The 21,854-nt window shown below is 36.6% G+C and carries 16 protein-coding genes; 2 read left to right on the top strand and 14 right to left on the bottom strand.

Translation table 11 applies throughout. The features are described from left to right. The first annotated feature begins 55 nt into the window (after window positions 1-55). Window positions 56-2,413, top strand: coding sequence for a hybrid sensor histidine kinase/response regulator (locus ACFQ13_RS14255; RefSeq protein WP_386118479.1), 2,358 nt, complete (start codon window positions 56-58; stop codon window positions 2,411-2,413). Window positions 2,414-2,425: 12 nt separating this feature from the next. On the opposite strand, the gene ACFQ13_RS14250 is transcribed toward ACFQ13_RS14255, so the two are convergent. From ACFQ13_RS14250 to ACFQ13_RS14230, 5 genes are all read right to left on the bottom strand, one after another. After that, window positions 2,426-3,265: an alpha/beta hydrolase family protein gene (locus ACFQ13_RS14250; protein ID WP_386118476.1), complete on the bottom strand. Its 840-nt coding sequence runs from the start codon at window positions 3,263-3,265 to the stop codon at window positions 2,426-2,428. Continuing rightward, a complete protein-coding gene (locus ACFQ13_RS14245; protein WP_386118475.1) occupies window positions 3,262-6,027 on the bottom strand; it encodes a PD-(D/E)XK nuclease family protein in 2,766 nt (921 codons plus the stop codon). Before ACFQ13_RS14245 ends, ACFQ13_RS14250 begins: the two co-directional genes overlap by 4 nt. A 61-nt stretch (window positions 6,028-6,088) precedes the next feature. Continuing rightward, window positions 6,089-7,453, bottom strand: coding sequence for an OmpA family protein (locus tag ACFQ13_RS14240; RefSeq protein WP_386118473.1), 1,365 nt, complete (start codon window positions 7,451-7,453; stop codon window positions 6,089-6,091). Window positions 7,454-7,587: 134 nt separating this feature from the next. Then, window positions 7,588-8,781 carry a glycine C-acetyltransferase gene (gene kbl / locus ACFQ13_RS14235; protein ID WP_386118471.1) on the bottom strand — a complete coding sequence of 398 codons (1,194 nt, stop codon included), beginning with the start codon at window positions 8,779-8,781 and terminating at the stop codon, window positions 7,588-7,590. Window positions 8,782-8,825: 44 nt separating this feature from the next. Beyond that, on the bottom strand, window positions 8,826-11,957 hold the full coding sequence (locus tag ACFQ13_RS14230; RefSeq protein ID WP_386118468.1) for a UvrD-helicase domain-containing protein: 3,132 nt from the start codon (window positions 11,955-11,957) through the stop codon (window positions 8,826-8,828). A gap of 115 nt (window positions 11,958-12,072) precedes the next feature. Here ACFQ13_RS14230 and ACFQ13_RS14225 point away from each other — a divergent pair, with 115 nt between their 5' ends. After that, a complete protein-coding gene (locus tag ACFQ13_RS14225) occupies window positions 12,073-12,681 on the top strand; it encodes a superoxide dismutase (RefSeq protein WP_386118466.1) in 609 nt (202 codons plus the stop codon). A 115-nt stretch (window positions 12,682-12,796) separates the two neighbouring features. Here the strand turns inward: ACFQ13_RS14225 and ACFQ13_RS14220 are convergent, their stop codons facing one another. From ACFQ13_RS14220 to ACFQ13_RS14180, 9 genes are all read right to left on the bottom strand, one after another. After that, a complete protein-coding gene (locus ACFQ13_RS14220; protein ID WP_386118464.1) occupies window positions 12,797-13,246 on the bottom strand; it encodes a 3-oxoacyl-ACP synthase in 450 nt (149 codons plus the stop codon). Then, on the bottom strand, window positions 13,236-13,925 hold the full coding sequence (mtgA, locus tag ACFQ13_RS14215) for a monofunctional biosynthetic peptidoglycan transglycosylase (RefSeq protein ID WP_386118462.1): 690 nt from the start codon (window positions 13,923-13,925) through the stop codon (window positions 13,236-13,238). Before mtgA ends, ACFQ13_RS14220 begins: the two co-directional genes overlap by 11 nt. Before the next feature lie 3 nt (window positions 13,926-13,928). Continuing rightward, window positions 13,929-15,044, bottom strand: coding sequence for an NAD(P)/FAD-dependent oxidoreductase (locus tag ACFQ13_RS14210; protein WP_386118460.1), 1,116 nt, complete (start codon window positions 15,042-15,044; stop codon window positions 13,929-13,931). 52 nt (window positions 15,045-15,096) lie between these two features. Then, on the bottom strand, window positions 15,097-17,802 hold the full coding sequence (locus tag ACFQ13_RS14205) for a zinc-dependent metalloprotease (RefSeq protein WP_386118458.1): 2,706 nt from the start codon (window positions 17,800-17,802) through the stop codon (window positions 15,097-15,099). 138 nt (window positions 17,803-17,940) lie between these two features. Beyond that, a complete protein-coding gene (gene accC, locus ACFQ13_RS14200; RefSeq protein WP_386118456.1) occupies window positions 17,941-19,293 on the bottom strand; it encodes an acetyl-CoA carboxylase biotin carboxylase subunit in 1,353 nt (450 codons plus the stop codon). Window positions 19,294-19,369: 76 nt separating this feature from the next. Further along, window positions 19,370-19,855 (bottom strand): acetyl-CoA carboxylase biotin carboxyl carrier protein, encoded by a 486-nt coding sequence (accB, locus tag ACFQ13_RS14195; RefSeq protein WP_348347533.1) that lies wholly within the window; start codon window positions 19,853-19,855, stop codon window positions 19,370-19,372. Between the two features lie 30 nt (window positions 19,856-19,885). After that, window positions 19,886-20,881 carry a beta-ketoacyl-ACP synthase III gene (locus ACFQ13_RS14190; protein WP_386118454.1) on the bottom strand — a complete coding sequence of 332 codons (996 nt, stop codon included), beginning with the start codon at window positions 20,879-20,881 and terminating at the stop codon, window positions 19,886-19,888. A 183-nt stretch (window positions 20,882-21,064) separates the two neighbouring features. Continuing rightward, on the bottom strand, window positions 21,065-21,268 hold the full coding sequence (rpmF, locus tag ACFQ13_RS14185) for a 50S ribosomal protein L32 (RefSeq protein WP_114308164.1): 204 nt from the start codon (window positions 21,266-21,268) through the stop codon (window positions 21,065-21,067). 8 nt (window positions 21,269-21,276) lie between these two features. Continuing rightward, entirely contained in the window at window positions 21,277-21,816 is a 540-nt protein-coding gene (locus ACFQ13_RS14180; protein ID WP_386118452.1) for a YceD family protein, read from the bottom strand. Window positions 21,817-21,854 lie beyond the last annotated feature (38 nt).

Raw genomic sequence — 21,854 nt, 5'->3', positions numbered from 1 at the left:
TTAAAAACCGAATTAACATTTTTTACGTAAGTTAGCTGCCGTTTAATGCCCCAACATGAAACCTATCTTACTAATTATCTACTTTTTAGCATGCTCCCTACATGCTCAAAAACCAGCCTTTAATCCTGATACTTCCTCGGGAAAACTGTTCCAGTACGCGGAATACGTCAATACAGAGCAACAGCTTTTCACCATTGAAGACGTCTTAGACAACGCAAATTTACAGTATAATGATTTAAAATCTGAAAATCACGACTTCGGTTTTACTTCAGATCAATACTGGGTTCGATTTCGTTTGGAAAACAGCTCTAAAACAAATAAAACCTATTACTTAGAAACCGCAAGACCAATAACCGATGTGGTTGACCTCTACGTTATAAAACCTGAAATTGAAGTTTATAAAAACGGGGATCAAATTACGTTTAGTGATAAAGCTATTCAACATCGGTCTAATGTTTTTAAAATTACACTGAAGCCACAAAGTGAGCAGTTATTTTATTTAAACCTCACTAGTGATGGCGAAACGATAAATGTTCCTCTTAATTTATATGATGAAAACACCTTTATAGACAGTAATTATACCCAACAATTGTTCTTTGGGTTATTCTATGGTGTATTGCTCCTCACTAGCCTGATCTATTTATTTTTCTACACCAGTTTAAAGAATAAAACTTTTCTCTATTACAGTTTATATGCCTTCTCTATTGCCTTAATGCAAATGTCTTTAGATGGTTTTACACACCAATATCTGTTGCCCTCTAACAGTTATATGAATAGCCGCGCGGTATTACTTACAGCCTTATGTTCTAATTTATTTTTACTGAAATACTGTGAGTACTTTTTAAACATCAATGCAAATCTGTTAGGTTATAAAAAATACTACAACACTATATATGTACTGTTAAGTCTTATCTGTGTTATGGTATTTATTAGTCCTACAACCTTAGAAATAGCATACCCATTAAGCAATTTAAACGGCTTATTCAGTTTTGTATTAATCATTGCCACCATTTTTAAAATGCGTTTTAACCGTATTTATATAGATCCTTATTTCTCTGTAGGCATCTTGTTTTTGGTAATTGGTTTAGCCGGGTTTGTAATGAATAACTTAGGCCTTTTACCTACTAATTTTTACACCATAAACAGTTCTAAATTCGGAACCGGAATTGAAGTTGTTTTACTCTCGTTATCGATGACTAATTTAATTAGAAAGTTACGTTTAGATAATGAACACGCCCAAGAATTGGCCTTAAAAAAATCTGAAGAAATTAGTGAATTGAAGAGTTATTTTATGTCTAATATTAGTCATGAATTACGGACGCCGATTAATACGATTATGGGGATGGCAGAATTAGAATTGGCCAATACAAACAATGATAATGAAAGCCGAAAAAAATATCAAATTATTAAAAATGCGTCTATCAGTTTGCTTAGTAATGTTAATGACGTTTTAGATTTTGAAAAAATAGAAAACCAAAAGCTCACCTTGAGAGAAGAGGAATTTAACCCTTCCATTATTTTAAATCAAATTAGTAATAATTGGAAAATTGAAGCCAACAACAAAGGTTTAAACTATGTTTTTGAAATGGATTCTGAGATTCCGACTAAAGTATTAGGCGATGCAGATCGGTTTATTCAGATTATAAATAATGTATTGGCCAATGCCGTAAAATTCACTAATAGCGGCCAAATCATCGTTAAATTAACCTGTTTAACACAGCCCGATGGTGTTTCTAGTTTCCATTTTCAAATTTCGGATACGGGAGTAGGAATGACCGAGGAGAATAAGAACAATGTTTTTGTTAGTTTTAACCAAATGCAGCTCAATCACAAACGACTATTTGGAGGCATCGGTCTTGGGCTCACCATCTCAAAACATTTGGTAGAGCTATATAAAGGCACTATTAAAATTGAAAGCACCGTCAATAAGGGTACGGATGTCTTTATTACAATTCCACTTAAACGCATACACACAGAGGTTGTCGTAGACGCCCCAGCTACCGCAGTATTTGATAAACCTTTACATATTTTAGTGGTAGAAGACAACAAGCTTAATCAGTTGGTTATGCGCAAGCTTCTTGGCAGTTTTGGCCACTTTAGCTTTTCAGTTGTAGAAAACGGACAAGAAGCACTTAACGCTTTGAAGCATGATGTTTTTGACCTTATACTCATGGATTTACAGATGCCTATAATGGACGGCTATGAAACCACTAAACTGATCAGAAGTGGACAGCTTGGATTTACCATAGAAAACATCCCTATCATTGCTGTAACGGCAGATGCTATGGAAGAAACGCGACAACGTGTTTTAGATATTGGGATGAATGATTATATGACCAAACCAATTAAAAGAGAATTGCTCTATAAAAAAATCAACAATTGCTTTAAAAATAGCAATTTAAATGTGGCTTAAGTCTGAAAATCCTTAGAGGATAAAATTGATTACGCGTTCCGTTACCTTAGCTAATTCAGGAGAAAGTGTATCCTTTGACCAAGGATGTTTTGTATTAAACACATGGTCTGCATCAGGAACAATCTCTAGCAGGCTATTGCTGCTCCAATCATAGATATTATAAGCCTCGTCTATGCTTACTGAAGTATCTTTATCGCCATGAATAATAAGCATAGGCAACGTTAAGGCTCGGGTTGCTGTTTCAATATGAAGCCGATCTTCATGGGCCTTAAAATCTTCAAAAAACTGATAATAGTGTGGCATGTTTTGCTTGGTTCTTCCGTTTTTAACAAACTTCACCCCGTCTTCCTTCCAAGCTTTAATTTCAGTTTCAGATCCAAATCGCGATCCAAAGTCACTCACACTGGCCAAAGTGACTAACTTGTTGATTCTAGCATCTTCGGAAGCTTTTAATATCGCAATTCCACCGCCACGACTATGACCAATTAAGCAAATGTTTTCTGTATGAACGTTCGCATCATCTTTAAAACGTTCTTGCACCCAATCTATAACATCATTTAAGTCCTCCAGTTCTTTACTGTAATTATTATTGCCGAAGGCTTCTAAATCCGGAAAATCGATAGGATTTGCCATCGTACCGCCATTATGAGAAAAATTAAATTTTACAAAACAACACCCTGATGTTGCTAATGTTTTAGCCATAACATCCCAAGCTCCCCAGTCTTTAAAACCCTTATAGCCATGACAGAAAATAACAATAGGTTGATGCTCCTGCTCTTCGCTATAAAAGGTATCAATGAGGATTGGTTTCTTGCCTTCTCGCTCTAAAATGTAATTCTTCTCTATGTTCATTTAGTAAGGTCTTTTTCGATAAATTTAAGCTCTGGATTACAAATTTCTGAAATGAGCTTTTTCAGTTCCACTTCAAAACGATCTAAGGTCTCATCCGTAATAAATTGGTCCTTCTTAGCATAAGCCCCAGGTTTGTCTTTCTTTGCAAATTTTAAGAATCCACCACTGAGATTTTTAAAGGAAATAATACCAGCTTCAACAGGCAATTCTAAGCGCTTATTTTCTCGCATCATATAAGCGTAACATAAAATCTGAAAAGGCTTACTGTACTTCTCATAATCCGTAGTTAGGGCTTCCCAATCTACAATTTCTACCTTGCTCTGGTCTACTTTTCCCGACTTATAATCAATGACTCTAATTACCCCATCGCAGCGGTCTACACGGTCTACTTTTCCCTTTAATTTAATAGGAAAATCTAAGCCTTCTATAGTGATCGCAATTTGTTCATCTGCTTCAATAGATAAGATTTCTATCTGTTGTCCTTTTTTTAAACTCTCAATCTCTAAATTCAGAAAATTTAAAATATAACGTTGGGCAATTTCATAAATAATCAGGTTTTTTCCTTTAGAAAATCCACCTTTATTATACAGCTCTTCAAAATGCTTGGTCACCATTGGTTTTACCCGCTTCTTAAAGCCTTCCACATGCGCTATCGTTAATAATTTACCCTCTAAAGGTTTATAAAAATCTTCCAACGAATTATGAATAACCGACCCCAAAGTATTGGCAGCGATATTTTCCTCAACCTCGTCAAACTCTTTAATTCCAAGAATTTTATCGTAATAAAAATCTATAGGATTCCTTACATAATTGGTTAATGAGGAGGGCGAATACCCTTTTTCAGAAAGGGATTTTATCTGTTCTAAAACACTAGATGTCTTCGTAATTTCTTGTAATTCTTCTTTAATATTAGGAACGCTTGGCGAGACGATTTTATGAGAAATAGCATGTAAGCCTTCAATTTCTAATTGTGTAATAAACCGACTTTTTTCGCCTCCTTTTAAGGCATCTATTTCAGTATTATACAGAATGTACACATTTTTTGCCCGTTGTAATAAGCGATAGAAATGATAGGTATAGACGGCATCTTTTTCTTTAAAGGTCGGTAGCTTATTTTCGAGCTTTACATCGAATGGAATAAAAGAATTATTGGTTTTTCCGGAAGGAAGAATCCCTTCATTCACTGAACTAATAATCACGGTTTCAAAATCGAGAACACGCGACTCTAACATTCCCATAACCTGAAGTCCTTCTAACGGCTCACCTTGGAAATCTAAGGTTTCTGAGCTTAACAACTCCTTATAAACGGTTTGTAAGGCCACAATAGAGTTTAGATATCTATAAGTGTTGTTTAGTTCTGAAAGTTGATTAAACAGCGTATTAAAGCGGTATAGGTATTCTAATTCTAAACGGTAACTGACTTTATCACTATCATAGTGGTCCTTCATTTTAAAAATTAAAGCCGCACATTGTTGTAAAGCCAAGGTTGGCTGGTTGGTCCACGATTTAAATAACAACTCCAAAAGCGCTTCACTTGCCGGCGCTAAGCTTTTTAACTCTGCTAAAGTAATATAGACGAGGTTATTCTTTTGAATCTTTGAAACCAAAGCACTGGCCTCGTTAACTGTGTCCTGTTCAAATAAAGGATACACCGAAGCATGAGATAAAATCCCAATAACATCTTTATAATAATACTGTTGTGGATTGTTTTTATGCATAAAAAACAACAGCTCAAACAAAGAGGATAAGGGAACGTATTGCAAGGGTAGGCCCATTGTGACATTGAGCTTTTGAATAGCGGCAGGAATAGAGTTTAAAACCGGCAATAACAGCTGCTCTTCCCCCAGTACGACCGCAATCTTAGATAAGTTGGTTGCTGAGGCGGTTAAATCCTCTAAGATTTGCCCAATATATTTAGCTTGGCCAACAAGCTTAGGAATCCCTATAACGTTAATATTTTTTTCTTCGGAATAATGGCTGGTGGTCCATTGAAAAGGTTCCGTTTTAAAATGCTCCCAGTCTTTACGATGCTCTCTAGTAAACCAACCGGCATCATGCTTAGCATCGTCAATAAAGGCTTTATCAATATCCCAATAAATATGGGCGACCTCAGCTTTTAAAAGCGCTTGTATAATTTTAGTTTCGGCAGAATTAAGGGCATTAAAGCCTAAGAAAACATGTATTTTGTCCTCTGCTATTGTGATATAAGGGTCCACTTTCTTAGACGCTTCTCTATAAATTAAACCCTGGTAGCCTTGCCCGGCCTCTAACAGGTTTTTGGTAAAAGCGATATAGTAGGCCTTAAGCTGTTTCCAAAACTTTAAATGGTTTTTAACCAGACCGGTTTGCTCAACATCCAAAGACCAATGATTAAGTTCCTTAATGGCATTTAGGTAATCGAAAATTTGCGATTGCGGAATAAGGTAACGGTCAATTTCGTTAAAATCTTGTAGGAGGATCTGCGCCCATTTAGTAAAGGATTCAAAAGACTCTTGCTCGTCTACGGGTGTAAGGCCGCAATAGGTTTCATAAAACCGAAATAGTAAATCGGTATTCGGGAGGTTTTTTAATCCGGAAAGGTCTTCAACAAATTCCTCAATACTTACAATATGTGGTGAGAAAATAGGCTGATCTAATAACGACGACAAGTGGTGTTTTAAGAACACACCTGCACGTTTACTAGGTAAAACAAAATAGACATCCTCAAGATTAAGTTGTTTTTCTTGAAGGTCTAGAAGTACGGATTTTATAAAACTTATCATTTTATAAAAATAAAAAACGCCCCGAAATTCGGGGCGTTTTTTTAATATATTTTAGATGTGATTAGTTTTTCAACTTCACCTCTACACGTCTGTTTTCTTTCTTACCAGCGCTTGTTCTGTTACTAGCGATTGGGTTAGACTCACCGAAACCAGCAGCTGTTAATCTGTCAGCGTCAATACCATTAGCGATTAAGTAATCTCTAACTGCATTTGCTCTTCTTTCAGATAATGCTTGGTTCATAGATTTAGAACCATCGCTATCAGTGTGACCTTCAAGAGAGAAGTGTGCTTGTGGGTATTCTTTAAAGATAGCCACCATAGATTGTAATACTTTATCTGTTTGTCTTTGGAAAGTTGCCTTACCAGAGTTAAATAAGATAGATCTAGAGTATTCGTTTAATGTATCCATAACTTCTTCAGTTGGCTTAACTTCTGGACAACCGTTGTTTGCCACAGTACCCGCTTCGTTAGGACATTTATCATCTTTGTCTAATACACCGTCACCGTCAGTATCTGGCCAAGGACATCCGCTGTTTGCAGCAGGTCCTGCTTGATTTGGACAGTTATCATCAGCATCAGAAACACCGTCTCCGTCAGCATCTGGACAACCCGCTAAAGTTTTAAGACCAGCAACTTCTGGACACTTATCATCTTTATCCATTACACCGTCTCCGTCAGTATCAGGACATCCGTTAAACTCAGCTAAACCAGCTGTGTTAGGACAGTCATCTTTAGAATCTTGGATTCCGTCATTATCAGAATCTGGACATCCGTTAAATTCAGGTAAACCTGCTTCTTCTGGACATGCGTCATCTTTATCGTAGATACCATCACCGTCAGTATCAGTACCACCAAACTTGAAAGTAATACCAACTGAATGTTGGAAATGCTTAGGTAAGTAATCTTCGAATGAATGCTTGTAAGTAGAGTTAATATCTAAACCAAGGTTTTCAGTAAACCAGAATTTAAATCCAACAGTTCCGTTAGCCGTTCCTGCTCCGATTTCATCTAACCAAGTGTAACCACCACCAACTCCTAAATAAGGATCGATAACTTTAGAATTGATGATATTCATAAAGCTATAAGTAAGGTTACCATCTACACCGTAATATGTTAAATCATCTACAGAATCATCTCCAAATTTATCAATTCGGTTAAGAGATCCTTTAGCTGTGAATGTAAACCCATCACTAAGGTATCTAGATACAGAAAGTGTTGAAATTGAAGGTAAAACATTCCAGTGCTCTTTTACATTGAAATATTCGTCAAAATATCCTCCTTGTGGTGCGTCTTCTCCTACTGGGTAAGCGTCAACTGCGTTGGCTCCAAAACCAATGGCCCATGGATTGTTCTTGTCTTGTGCATTAGATGTGCTAAAACTTGCAATAAGCACAGCGACAAAAAATAATCTGCTAAGATTTTTCATATTCTAATTAATTTTAATTTTAAGTGTTAATTGATGCAAAAATAATGTGTTAAAAAGTATTAACAAAGACAAATATATAAAAATAATGTTACATCGCCCTACATTACAGCGTTTGAGTTAAGATTTGAATCAATTCAGATAACCTTTAATTCTTTCCCCACTTTTACGAAGGCTTCAATAGCTTTATCGAGTTGGTTTTTGTCGTGAGCCGCAGAGAGTTGTACTCTAATTCTTGCCTTATCCTTTGGTACAACTGGATAAAAGAATCCTATAACATAGATCCCTTCTTCCAACAATAAATTGGCCATATTTTGAGAGAGTTTGGCATCGTATAACATCACCGGAACAATTGCCGAATCTCCATCTACAATATCAAATCCTGCAGCCTTCATTCCCGCTTTAAAATAATTGGTATTCCACTCTACTTTATCTCTTAAAGTGGTGTCATTTTTAAGCATATCAAACACCTTAATAGAGGCCCCTACAATTGCCGGAGCTAAGGAGTTTGAAAACAAATAAGGTCTAGAACGTTGACGTAACAATTCTATAATTTCTTTTTTAGCGGTCGTATAACCTCCCATAGCACCTCCTAAAGCTTTCCCAAGGGTTCCGGTAATAATATCGATACGGCCTAAAACGCCTTTTTCTTCAAGCGTTCCAATTCCTGTTTCTCCTATAAATCCGGTAGCATGGCATTCATCGATCATAACCATAGCATCGTACTTATCTGCTAAATCGCAAATTTCATCTAAAGGTGCCACTAAGCCATCCATAGAAAACACCCCATCGGTCACAATAATCTTGTGACGGGCACCATTTTCATTGGCAGCAATTAATTGAGTTTCTAAATCGGCCATATCATTATTTTGGTAACGATATCTCGCCGCTTTACATAAGCGCACCCCATCAATAATAGAAGCGTGATTTAAAGAATCTGAGATAATGGCATCTTCTTTCGTTAATAGCGGTTCAAAAACACCACCATTAGCATCAAAGGCTGCGGCGTAAAGAATGGTATCTTCTGTGCCATAGAAATCAGCTATTTTTTGCTCTAATTCTTTATGAATATCTTGAGTTCCACAAATGAAGCGTACTGAAGACATTCCGAATCCATGGGTATCCATTGTATCTTTAGCAGCTTGAACAACATCTGGGTGCGCCGATAAACCTAAGTAATTATTAGCACAAAAGTTAAGTACTTTCTGTCCAGTATTTAAGGTTATTTCTGCCCCTTGTGGTGAAGTGATAATTCGTTCTTCTTTAAAAAGTCCGGCCTCTTTAATAGACTCGATTTCTTGCTGTAAATGCTTCTTTATATCTCCGTACATGCTTATTATTTTTTGTTTAACACGGCCAAAGATACTATGAAAAATTAGACTTCTAGAACTTCAATTGTATCATTTATATAAACCAGCAGTTTATGAATAACTTTAAAATTCATCTGTTCTAACACAAACTCATAGTCTCGTAATTGAGCACTATGGTTAGGTTTAGCTTCTCCGGTTTTGTAATCAATAATGATAACGTTGTTCTCAGCATTGATATTTAAGCGGTCGGGTCTTAACAACTGCCCTGTCCGTGTTATAATATCGCGTTCGTTATAAATTTTAAAACCGTCTTGATAATATGGCTCCAATTTAGGGTGATGAATAACTTGTAAAACTAATTTCTGAAGTGCTTCACGGTTGTCTGTGGTTAAGTCTCCGGAAAGAATTAAATCTGTAAAAGCCGCATCAAGATCCTCTTCCGTGGTAATTTTAGATAATAGTAAATGCACTAAATTTCCGCGTTCTATAGCGGCCTCTTGTTGGGTATCCCATAAAAGTCCGGAATTGGTCACCAAGTTTAAATTATGAACTTCCTTAGGGACGGACAACAATTGTAGTGCTGCCAATGGCGTGTCTTCTTCTACCGTGTTGGCGTTGGGGTTCAAACTTCCGAAGCTATAGCTTAACTGACTGTCATTCCAGAGTTGTTCTTGGCCTAAAAAATTCATAAACATCCCTGCATAAGTGCTCTTTCTTACTGCGCCTTTAGAATCGTAATCTTTCTTAGTTATTATGTACAATTGCTCTACAGCACGCGTTAAAACGACATAGAGTAAGTTGATGTTATCTAATTCTAGTTCCGATTGGTGCTTGTTATAAATTGCAGCGCCCACTTCGCCATAAGCTTCAACATCTTTGTTATAATTGAGTAATAAGGTATCAAAACCGTTATAATCTTCAGGAGCCACCGGAAACCAAACTTTAGGATCGACTTCTTTATAAATATCGAGATCGGCATAAGGAAATATCACCACCGGAAACTCTAAACCTTTAGATTTATGGATGGTCATAATCTGCACCGCATTCATATTTTCTGGAGTGACCACGCTAAGACTATCTTCTTTCTTTTCAAAATACTGAATAAAAGCTGCAACGTCTGAGTTCTGTTTTTGGGTAAACTCTAAAACCACATCCAAAAAGAATTGTAAGTAGGCATCCGAGTCCTCATTAAGCTTAAAAACCCTAACAATATGCTCTACCAACTCGTATAATGGCAATTGAAGACAATGGTTTTTATCAATAAATATCCCAATGCTTTGCAGAGCGAGGAACATAGCATCTAAAGTACTTTTTAGGTAAGTACTAAAAAACAAATGCTTGTCTTCTGCTTGTCGTTGTTCGGCTAAATAGTTGAGAATATCCACTTTCAAACGGTCGTTATCAGGTTGCGTGAGCACCTTTAATACCGAATTAATAAATCTTACTTTATCCGAATTTTTTAAGAGTAAGGTTTCTGAAGACGTAATCTTTATGCCATGATCATTTAAAAAATTAGCGATGGCAACGCCGTCTTTTCGTTTTCTAACTAACACACAGATATCATCTAATGGGAAGCCAAGACTCTGACAATTTTGAATGGTTTCTAAAACCTGATTGGCATACATTTCATGCTGATCATCTTCTTTATCAAATTCTAAAAAATGAAGATTTACATACCCCTCAGAACTATTGTGGGTGTGTTGTTTGGCATTTTTATAGAGCGACGCATAAGCCTCTTCATTAAAAGCAGTACTGCTTAAAAACTCGAAAAACGCATTATTAAATTCTATGACAGCTTTCGCACTTCTGTAATTGGTCTCTAATGCCAGTACCTCAGCCTCAAACGCAAATGGCGCATCGTCTTTGTTATAAAGTCTTATAAATTGTTCGGCTTCACCACCTCGCCACCTATAAATAGCTTGTTTAGCATCGCCCACCAACATAGCTGATCCATTTACTGCCGCCAAAGCATTATCTAATAAAGGGATTAAATTGTCCCATTGCATATTAGAGGTGTCTTGAAATTCATCAATAAAATAGTACTTAAACTTTTCGCCTAGGCGCTCATAAATAAATGGGGTTGGTTGGTTTTTTATTTCTTCACTGATGATGGTATTAAATTCTGAAATCAGCATTTTATTCTGATCCGATTTTAAGAGATCTAATTCGTTTTTTATGGCGTTTAGAACGGAAAGCGGCGTAATATTTCTGTAAAAGCCTTTTTTAAGTTTAATTGCAAACAAGGCATTTTTGGTTCCAAGGAAGGCATCAGCGAGTTGCGATTGAATACCGTCAATTACGGAGGCCACATCAGGCTTAACACGCTTAGGGTAAATGGTATTTCCTTCTAATAAGGTATTTTGCCAAGCGGCGCCAAAATTGACATAAAACGACTTTGTACTTAATTTCTGAAAATATTTAGGCAAATAACTGCCACTAAAATCTTTAAATTCTAAGCCACATTCTTCAATCAAAGCTAAAGCTCCATGTGCAACGTCCACAATCTGTGCTTCGATTTCTTTAATGTCTTTAGACAGTTGTTGCTTCAGATTATTAAAGTCCTCTAAAGTCTTGTTTTTCAAACTACTTAGGGCCGAAATATCGTTTTCATTCACCAGCAGTTTAGAAATGGCATTGAAATCGTAACTGATATCCCAACTGCGATCATCATCTGCTTTTTCAATAGCAAAGTCCACTAAGACCTTGGTTAAGGCTTTATCACTTCCTGCTTTAGCAATTAGACTATCTACAGCCTCACTTAAAAGTCGTCCCTGATCTAATTCCACTTCAAAATTTAAAGGCAATTTTAAATCGTGCGCAAAGGTTCGGATCACACGATGGGTAAATCCATCAATGGTAGAAATATCAAAAGCACCATAATTGTGTATAATGTGCTTTAATATCGCTTTAGATTTATGCTGAAGGACTATTGGGGTTATCTCAAGTTCTTCGCAAATAGCAACAAACATCGGGTGTGGCGTTTCTAAATTGCTATCTTCGGAAAAGCGTTTCAGCATATCAATAATCCGTTCTTTCATTTCCCCTACCGCTTTATTAGTAAAGGTGATGGCTAAAATGGACTTAAACTGATCGTGACTTTTAGACTGAATTAAAATTTTTAAGTAGGCCTTTGCCAATGTAAATGTCTTTCCACTACCGGCAGAAGCGTTGTATATTTTAAAGGCTGAATTTTGCAAGAGATAATTTTTATACCAAAATAGGCAATCTTAATAGTTTATTAAGAGAAAATTCTAGACAAAATTGTAAATTTGAGTGCAAAGAATTTATTAACCAATTAAAAACAAATATATTATGGCTTTCGAATTACCGAAATTAAAATATGCTTACGATGCTTTAGAACCAAATATTGATGCTCGCACAATGGAGATTCATCATACTAAACATCACCAAGGCTACACAAATAAATTGAACGCAGCGATTGAAGGAACTGATTTAGAAGGAAAAACAATTGAGAATATTCTTATTAATTTAGATACAGATAACAAAGCTGTTAGAAATAATGGTGGTGGTTTTTATAATCACTCTTTATTTTGGGATGTGATGAATCCTGAAGGAAAAGGTCGTTTATCTGGAGACTTAAAAGATGCTATTGAAGCAGAATTTGGTTCTTTTGAAGCGTTTAAAGATGCATTCTCTAGTGCTGCAGCAACACGTTTTGGGTCTGGATGGGCTTGGTTATGTGTTCATGAAGGTGGTAAAGTAGAAGTTTGCTCTACAGCAAACCAAGACAACCCTTTAATGCCAGGAATTGGATGTGAAGGAACACCTATTTTAGGTTTAGACGTATGGGAACATGCTTACTACTTAAACTACCAAAACAGACGTCCAGATTATATTGACGCGTTTTTTAACGTGATTAACTGGAATGAAGTTGAGCGTCGTTATGCTGAAGCTAAATAATTAGTATTAGATAACACTCAAACTACGGTTTGAGATGATCATAAAAAGAATCCGAGCAGTATACTGTTCGGATTTTTTTGTTTTTAATAGTTAAGATTTACAGCGCTACAGTCCGCTATAGAACATCTGTAATGGTAAAGGGTTGCGCTCTAAATACAATAGGATCCCCTTTAGCTTTAGATACGAGCAGTTTTGCTATAGGTGTCGCCACAGAAATAGCATAATAAGCCGTGTTTTCTATTCTAAGTTCACCGGCACTTATTGCTATAAAGTAATTAGCATTTGTAGTTTTTACAACACTTCCTAAAGTTACGTTCTCATGCTTTACTTCAGGGTTAATTTTTTGAAGTATGGCCTTTTGGTTTTCGATTTCTAATAACTGTTGTCCCGCCTTTTCTCGTTCTAACTGCAGCATAGCTCTTCCGGTTTCATGCTTATCCCCAGCGCTACTTTTCGTTTCGGACTCTAAAGACTGCTGAATATCAAGAATCGTTTTTTGTACGGTTTTAAGGCGCTCATCAATATACGTTAAGCAGGCCTCGTATAAAGCTTTTTTAGTTGTCATTTTTAGGTTTTAGATTTAAAGGGCCGTAATAACGCATTTGCTTTACAATCCATTCTTTTCTTTTCTGAATATAAGAGGTCGCTGGTTGCGCTTTATAAGACCTAGGGTTGGGTAGTATTGCCACTATCGCTGCGGCTTCATAGCGTCCTAACTGTGTTGCCGATTTACCAAACCAATGTTGTGCGGCAGCCTCTACACCATAAATCCCTGGCCCCATTTCAATACTGTTAAGATACACTTCTAAGATGCGTTCTTTACTCCAAATACTTTCAATTAAAAACGTAAAATACGCCTCTAACCCTTTGCGGAGCCAACTGCGCTCGGGCCATAAAAATACATTCTTTGCAGTTTGTTGGCTAATAGTACTCCCGCCTTTAATCCGCTTTCCTGCTTTATTATGCTCATAAGCCTTTTCAATAGCTTCTAAATCGAAGCCCTTATGCGTCACAAATTTTTGATCTTCACTACAAATTACGGCGAGCTGCATGTGTTCTGAAATTTCTTCCATAGGAACCCATTGGTGTTCCCAACTTGGATTTTCATTAGTAGCCTCCACATAACGTATAAGCATTAAGGGCGTGAGGGGCACCGGAACATATTTAAAAAGGAACACGACACCAACCGAAAGTAAGAGGCACCATATTAATACTTTTACAAAAAATCGAAAAATTCGTTTCATTCTTTAATCTAATAAATCGGCTAATTCCTTACCAATTGTACTTCCTATAGCAATTCCCATTCCGCCTAAACGCACCCCACAAAACACATGGTTGGACAGCTTCTTTACTAAGGCTTTTTTCTGCTTACCTACACCCATAATTCCAGACCATCTATGGTCTATTTTAAAATCTGTATTGGGTAAAATCGTCGTTTTTAATAACTGTTCTAATTGGCCTTGTATCAAAGCTGTTTCGCCAAACTCGGTGGTTTCTTCAGTTTTAAAATCGAGATGCCTTCCGCCGCCTAACAAGACTCTTCCATCTATATTTCTAAAATAATAATACCCTTTATCTAAATGAAAGGTTCCTTTAAAGTGCAAGTTAGGTATAGGCTCTGTTATAAGCACCTGAGCTCTTGCCGGAACCACTTCTGTAAGATTTAAAGCTTTAGAGAATCCATTGGTTGCAATAAAGAGATTTTTAGTTGAAAAAGAAAAATGATTGGTCCTTATTTCTACTGAATTTATTAAATCTTCATAAGACTCTACTGTACAATTATTTAAAATCTTAATGCCTAAACCCTGTACTTTAAGCACTAAAGCTTCCATCATTTTACCAGTATCTATTTGACCTTCAAAAGCATTAAAGCTGTATTTGGGTTGCACCTGATTAAAACCTGAGCTGGTTGCTTTCCATTGAAATACAGGAGCCTTAAATAAGGGCTCTAAAAGCGTATTGATTGTATGGTGCTGCTCTAAACAGGATTGGTAGAGTTCGGTATCGGTTTTTAGAAACAGTTCATACCCGCCCCAGTTCTTATAAGCAATACTGCGATCGCCTAGCGTTTCTCTAAGACGTTTAAGCCCATTGAAACGTTGTGTTACGAGGTTTAAGGTTTCTTCTTCGGTATGGTCTTTTAAATCGTCTATAATTTCACTTAAGCTGCCAAAACAAGCAAAACCGGCATTCTTAGTACTTGCTCCTTGTGGCAACATGCCTTTTTCAAGAATTAAGATCTTGGCTTTTGGAAATTTTTCCTTTAGGCGCAAGGCACAGTTAAGTCCTACGATACCACTCCCAACAATTGTAAAATCAATGTTAGATAACCACGTTTTTATTTCCCAATACGATAAATTCATAGCATAAAAAAAGCTCCTTATTAAGGAGCTTTTAAAATAATCATTTCTATGTTTATTCTACTATAATTTTTTTAGTGACTTTTTGCCCACCATCGGTTATCGTTAATAAGTACACTCCAGATTGTGCATTCTGTAAGTGAACGGTTTCATTAAAACGACTCACACTGTTATAACTTTCAGCATATATAGCACGTCCTCTAATGTCATAAACCGCAAGAGAGATTGCTTCTCCAGACCTTGGGTTAAACTGTACGTTAAAGTCGCCATTATTTGGGTTAGGATAGATACTTAAAGCCTCTAGCTCGTTATCTTCTACAGATAAGACCGCTTCAGTTGAAAACTGACATGCTTCAATTGTAACCGAATTTAAAACACTTGAGGTATTGTTTACGGTATTATCAAAAATATAGAAAATCCAATTTCCTTGAGCATTTGTTCCGTTTACTGCTGACAAAGCATCTTCTGGGATTACATTATCTCCATTACTCAAGGTGCCACAATTAATTGCTGATCCTTGATCATCAAACACTAAATTAGGATTCGCTGTTCCTGAACATTCCTGAGAAGCCAAACGGATAAGAAAAGACCCTGAGTATTCTGGATGTCTAATCCCATATAGTAAATCACCACTATTAGGGTGCGTAATATCAACGGTAATATTAGCATCGGTCATGTTTATAGACGTTGGGAATGTAAGTCCATACCCAGAATAACTTGAAGTACTCTCTGGCACAGCGGTATTGATGTTATAGGTATAACTCTCACAAACCTGTACATTTTCATAGACATAATTTCCAATCGCAAAAAAGCTTGTGTTAACATTAAAGAAGATGTTCCCAGCGCCTTCAACCATAACTCTACATTTAGGTGCACTAACATCCGGTACGGTAATGGTATATGAACCGTTATTAGGCACGTTAGATGCTAATACTGTCGTATACGTTAAGCCTTCATCAGTAGATAATAAGATGTTTACATTCGCTGTATTTACACCGTTCCCTGTAGTTCCTGCAACATCCCAAGTAATAGTTTCAGTTTCTCCTGGAGTCCAAACAATTTCACTTTCACTTTGTGAAGTCACTACAAATGGTCCTGCAGCCGATACGTTAGTAATGGTCATTTGATCAGAGTCCGTTTGCCCTCCTCTTGAATCATTATCACGTACGGTTAATTTAAAATTGATATTTCTATCAACATTAGATAATTTCTCCCATGTGGTTGAAGTTCCTCCATTATTTAGAAGATCTGAAAGCTGTGGTACAAATCGAGTAGGATTAGTAGTCCCTTCAAAAGAACGCACTAAAGGTCCTGATGTTATCGTTTCTGTTGGTACGCCTGCATTACCTAAATCGTATTGCTCCCAAGTATACGTTAAGGTTTCCAAACCGTCTACATCTGTAGAGTTGCTTCCGTCTAATTTATAAGGCGTTCCTTTAGGAATAGAATAATTAGCGCCAGCTTCTGCTGTAGGCTCACTATTACCTGTAGCGGTTCTATTAACAGGACAGGTTCCTGTACTGCTAACATGACTCCATATCGCATTTAAACTATTTTGATGAAAATAAGCATCACTTCCCACTTGAACATTATCAGATCCACAGATTCCTGCATAAGCCATAATGGTAGATCCACTTCCTGGCTCATAAGCGTTAAACGTTGAACGGTTTCCACCAGAACAACTTCCTACCGTACCATTAAAGGTATGTGGAGCACCAAACTGATGTCCTAACTCATGTGAAACGTAATCAATATCAAAAGCATCCCCAATAGGTTGAGAGACACCGGTAACGCCTCTAGCTTTAAAATTAGAATTACAGGTCACCCCAACACCTGCTAAACCACCAGCTCCGGTGCTAAAGGTGTGTCCTACATCATAACCCGCTGTAGTAATAGCGGCATCAATTACGGACTGACTTTGGGATATTAAAATACTTTCATTATCGTTATTAAGGTTGTCTGTAGCAGGGTCGGTAAAAATAATATCCTCATTATCTGCTACTAAAGTTAACGTAATGGATAAATCGCGCTCATAAACACTATTTACTCTTGTAATAGTTACTACAATAGCTGCCAAAGCATCTGCAACCGTACCACCATGGAACTGTGCATATTCTCCAGTGCAAGCTACAGCCAAACGGTAATTTCTTAGCGTTGCATCATTAGCATCAAGAGTTGATGTTGTATTTAGCGTTGTATTCTCTAATAGCGTTTCATCCTCAATAACACCACACTCAAATTCGGAATTGCTATCGTATATCGCTGATTTAGCATACACCGTATAAAGATCTCCTGTGGTTGAAAAAGGATCTATAAACTGTGTCCCTTTTTGAGTCCCTAACACCATAGCATGAAGACCTTTTGTGGTCACACTGAATCTTATGATTTCATTAGGGTTATCTACACCTTGACCGGCATAACTTCTAAGATTTGGATATTTAGCCTGAAGTTCATCTTCCATAACAGAAGCTTCAAAAACCTGATAAGCACTTAATTTTCCTTCTGAATTTGGAAAAGACACAACGGTATTCCCAGTATTTTCACGATTTCCTACAGTTTCTAAAACCGTTTTTAAAGCCTCTAAATCGAGATGAAAAAACGCTTCATCTTGAAGCTTTATTTTTCTGATAACTTGTTCGGATTGTTTGGCCTTTTGTTCATCTACACGTGTCCATAGTGACGTACTGTTTTGGGCTTGCGCCGAAACCGATAAAAGCACAATGGCTATAGTGCATAATCTTAAAGCGTAATTCTTAAGCATATTGAATATTTTTTTTTACTAGCTTATAAAGTTACGCTAATTATATTTAAAACGCCTTAATCCCTTAAAATCGCCTTTCTATTTTCGGTAAATTCTGAAATAAAAAAAACCCAAACGTAAATGTTTGGGTTTTAAAAACTATTCTTCAATTTGCTTTTCTAACTTAAAGTCTTCCATAAACTTAGTGGTATAATTACCGGCTAAATACTCTGGATGATCCATCAGTTGTCTGTGGAAAGGAATCGTTGTCTTAATTCCTTCAATTACAAACTCATCTAAAGCGCGTTTCATTTTATGAATTGCTTCTTCTCTGGTTTGTGCAGTGGTAATAAGTTTGGCGATCATAGAATCGTAATTAGGCGGAATAATGTATCCGGCATATACGTGTGTATCTAATCTTACACCGTGCCCACCTGGAGCATGAAGTGTTGTTATTCTACCTGGTGACGGTCTGAAGTCATTAAATGGATCTTCAGCATTAATTCTACACTCAATAGAATGTAAGTTTGGTGTGTAGTTTTTACCAGAAATTGGAACCCCTGCAGCCACTAATATTTGCTCTCGGATTAAATCGAAATCAATGACTTGCTCTGTGATAGGGTGCTCTACTTGGATACGTGTATTCATTTCCATAAAGTAGAAGTTTCTGTGCTTATCTACTAAAAACTCTACAGTACCAGCGCCTTCATATTTAATGAATTCAGCAGCTTTTACAGCGGCTTTACCCATTTTGGTTCTTAACTTATCCGTCATAAAAGGTGAAGGCACCTCTTCTGTTAATTTTTGGTGACGTCTTTGTATAGAACAATCACGCTCTGATAAATGACAGGCTTTTCCACGAGAATCACCAACCACTTGTATTTCGATATGGCGAGGCTCTTCAATAAGCTTCTCCATATACATATCATCATTTCCGAAAGCAGCTTTAGATTCTGAACGTGCAGACTCCCAAGCGGCTTGTAAATCCTCAGGTTTCCATACCGCACGCATTCCTTTTCCACCACCTCCGGCAGAAGCTTTAAGCATTACTGGATAACCTGTTTCTTTAGCTATTTTCACACAGTCTTCAAAAGTTTCAATAACTCCATCACTACCAGGAACACAAGGTACACCAGCAGCTTTCATGGTCGCTTTAGCATTCGCTTTGTCTCCCATACGGTTAATCATTTCTTCCGAAGCACCGATAAATTTTATGCCATGCTCTTCACATATTTTAGAAAACTTAGCGTTTTCAGACAAAAACCCATAACCTGGGTGAATGGCATCTGCATTTGTGATTTCTGCAGCAGCAATAATATTAGACATTTTAAGATACGACTCACTACTTGGTGGTGGTCCTATACAAACGGCTTCATCTGCAAACTTAACGTGTAAGCTTTCAGCATCTACAGTAGAATATACTGCTACCGTTTTAATGCCCATTTCTTTACAGGTTCTAATAACTCTAAGTGCTATTTCCCCTCTATTGGCAATTAATATTTTTTTAAACATCACTTTTTAATATTTAAAATTTCAAATTCCAAATTCTAAAAGTTCTTAGAATTATGTTTTGGAATCTTAAATTTGGTTATGATGGATCTACCAAAAACAATGGTTGATCAAATTCTACTGGAGAAGCGTCGTCAACCAGTACTTTTACAATTTTTCCTGAAATTTCTGATTCAATCTCGTTGAATAATTTCATTGCTTCAATAACACAAAGCACATCACCTTCTTTAATATCAGTTCCTACCTCAACAAATACAGGTTTGTCTGGAGAAGGCTTACGATAAAATGTTCCGATAATAGGAGATTTTATAGTAATATATTTAGAATCTTCGGCTTTTGGCGCTGCGGCTGCTGGTGCTGCCTCTGCTGCAGGAACAACAGCTTGTGCAGGAGCGGCTTGTTGTACCATACCTGGAGCCTGCATAGGAACTTGTTGTACTATTGTAGTTTCGTTCTCAGAACCGGTTCTAATTGTAATTTTAATATCATCCATTTCTAACTTAACCTCACTTGCACCAGATTTAGCTACAAATTTTATTAAGTTTTGAATTTCTTTTATATCCATAATAAAGATATTTTGTTAGTTAGTTTTTCATTAGGAGTTATAAGCCCATTTAAAATAAATTGAGCCCCATGTAAATCCACCACCAAAGGCAGCAAAAATAATTTTATCACCTTTTTTAAATTTTGATTCGAAATCAAATAATAATAAAGGTAAGGTTGCAGAAGTCGTGTTACCGTACTTCTCTATATTCATAAGAACTTTATCGTCTTCTAAATTGATTCTATTTGCAGTGGCATCAATGATACGTTTATTGGCTTGGTGTGCTGCCAACCATGAGATATCATCATTAGTAAGATCATTTCTTTTCATAATCTTTTCGGCCACATCAGCCATATTGAAAACGGCATTTTTAAAGACCGTTTTTCCGTCTTGAAACACGTAGTGCTTTCCTTCCTCGAATGTATCTTTATTGATTGGGTATGACGAGCCTCCGTATGTCGCCTGAAGAAATTCGCGTCCTTCACCGTTACTTCTTAGTAATTCATCTTGAAGCCCTAATCCTTCTTCGTTAGGTTCAAACAATACAGCGCCTGCGCCATCACCGAAAATGATGCACGTTGCTCTGTCTTTGTAATTTATAAAAGAGGAATTTTTATCGGCTCCGATAAGAAGAATTTTTTTGTAACGCCCAGCTTCTATATAAGCTGCTGCGGTAGACATACCGAATAAAAAGCTAGAACAAGCCGCTTCTAAATCATAAGAAAAAGCATTAATAGCGCCAATTTGTGTGGCGGTATATGCTGCGGTTGAGGCTGCTTTCATATCTGGAGAAGCCGTACAGACAATAACTAAATCTATTTCTTTAGGATCTAAGCCTTTTTTCTGAATAAGGTCTTCAGCTGCTTTAATCGCCAAGAAAGAGGTTCCTTTACCATCTTCTTTAAGTATTCGTCGTTCCTTAATACCAGTTCTTGAGGTGATCCATTCGTCATTGGTTTCAACCATTGTCTCAAGAATCTTGTTGGTTAAAATAAAGTCAGGAACGTAGCCTCCGACAGCTGTAATTGCCGCTGTGATTTTACTCATTATTAGCTTTTAGATTAATTAAAAGTATGAAAAATTGACAAAATCTAGTACAGTTGATTCAATTTTCCTTGATTTTGGCAAATGTAAATAGAAACGCAAAGTAAATGGTTTTTGCGGTATTGAAAAAATAATAACAAAAAAAACGCTCACAAAGGAGCGTTTTCTTGTATGCACGCATAATACTTATGCTACATTTTCTTCTTCAACAGAGTTGTCAATTAATACTTGACCTCTGTAATATAATTTACCATCATGCCAGTGAGCTCTGTGGTATAAGTGTGGCTCACCAGTAGTTGGGCAAGTTGCTATTTGAGGTACAGAAGCTTTGTAATGTGTTCTTCTTTTATCTCTTCTTGTTTTCGAAATTTTACGCTTTGGATGTGCCATTTTAAATGTTATTTATCCGTTAATAGTTTTTTTAAATTATCCCAACGAGGATCAATATCCTCTGATGATTTTGTGTTTTGATCCTCACTTGGACGAAGCTCTTCTAATTTTGAAAGTATATCAGATTGCAATGTACCATCTTCTATACCAGGATGAACTCTTTTTATAGGAACGGCCAAAACAATTAACTCATAGATATATTGAGCTACATTAATTTCGTATTCCCCATGAGGTACAATTAATATGGCTTCATTATCATTATTGTACGCATCACCAAACTTTACAACCAATTTAAATTCGTCGTCTATAGCCAGGTCAAAGGGTTCGTTCGTTATATCGCAGTTTACGTTTACTGAGCCTTTAGCTGAAAAACACAACTCTAAAAGGGTTGTTTTTTTTTCGAACTTGAGGTCAATTTTTACGTCAACGGCGTTAAATTCATCATATTCAAAATGTTCAAAGAACGTATTATCAATTTGATAATCAAAATGATGCTCTCCTATTTTTAGTCCTACAAAAGGGATTGTATAAGATTTTAATGCCTTCATTATCACATTCATTTTGAGCGTGCAAATATATAAATTTT

Origin of the sequence: Winogradskyella rapida, assembly GCF_042675845.1 — a bacterium.
Classification (GTDB): domain Bacteria; phylum Bacteroidota; class Bacteroidia; order Flavobacteriales; family Flavobacteriaceae; genus Winogradskyella; species Winogradskyella rapida.
Note: the sequence above shows the minus strand (reverse complement) of the source record. Positions and strands in the feature narration are given on the sequence as shown.

Coding starts and splice junctions, on each gene's coding strand:
- ACFQ13_RS14245 (WP_386118475.1), bottom strand. CDS start 6,027: ATGATAAGTTTTATAAAATCCGTACTTCTAGACCTTCAAGAAAAACAA.
- mtgA (WP_386118462.1), bottom strand. CDS start 13,925: ATGAAACGAATTTTTCGATTTTTTGTAAAAGTATTAATATGGTGCCTC.
- ACFQ13_RS14180 (WP_386118452.1), bottom strand. CDS start 21,816: ATGAAGGCATTAAAATCTTATACAATCCCTTTTGTAGGACTAAAAATA.
- accB (WP_348347533.1), bottom strand. CDS start 19,855: ATGGATATAAAAGAAATTCAAAACTTAATAAAATTTGTAGCTAAATCT.
- ACFQ13_RS14240 (WP_386118473.1), bottom strand. CDS start 7,453: ATGAAAAATCTTAGCAGATTATTTTTTGTCGCTGTGCTTATTGCAAGT.
- ACFQ13_RS14255 (WP_386118479.1), top strand. CDS start 56: ATGAAACCTATCTTACTAATTATCTACTTTTTAGCATGCTCCCTACAT.
- ACFQ13_RS14225 (WP_386118466.1), top strand. CDS start 12,073: ATGGCTTTCGAATTACCGAAATTAAAATATGCTTACGATGCTTTAGAA.
- ACFQ13_RS14205 (WP_386118458.1), bottom strand. CDS start 17,802: ATGCTTAAGAATTACGCTTTAAGATTATGCACTATAGCCATTGTGCTT.
- ACFQ13_RS14210 (WP_386118460.1), bottom strand. CDS start 15,044: ATGAATTTATCGTATTGGGAAATAAAAACGTGGTTATCTAACATTGAT.
- ACFQ13_RS14190 (WP_386118454.1), bottom strand. CDS start 20,881: ATGAGTAAAATCACAGCGGCAATTACAGCTGTCGGAGGCTACGTTCCT.
- accC (WP_386118456.1), bottom strand. CDS start 19,293: ATGTTTAAAAAAATATTAATTGCCAATAGAGGGGAAATAGCACTTAGA.
- rpmF (WP_114308164.1), bottom strand. CDS start 21,268: ATGGCACATCCAAAGCGTAAAATTTCGAAAACAAGAAGAGATAAAAGA.
- ACFQ13_RS14220 (WP_386118464.1), bottom strand. CDS start 13,246: ATGACAACTAAAAAAGCTTTATACGAGGCCTGCTTAACGTATATTGAT.
- kbl (WP_386118471.1), bottom strand. CDS start 8,781: ATGTACGGAGATATAAAGAAGCATTTACAGCAAGAAATCGAGTCTATT.
- ACFQ13_RS14250 (WP_386118476.1), bottom strand. CDS start 3,265: ATGAACATAGAGAAGAATTACATTTTAGAGCGAGAAGGCAAGAAACCA.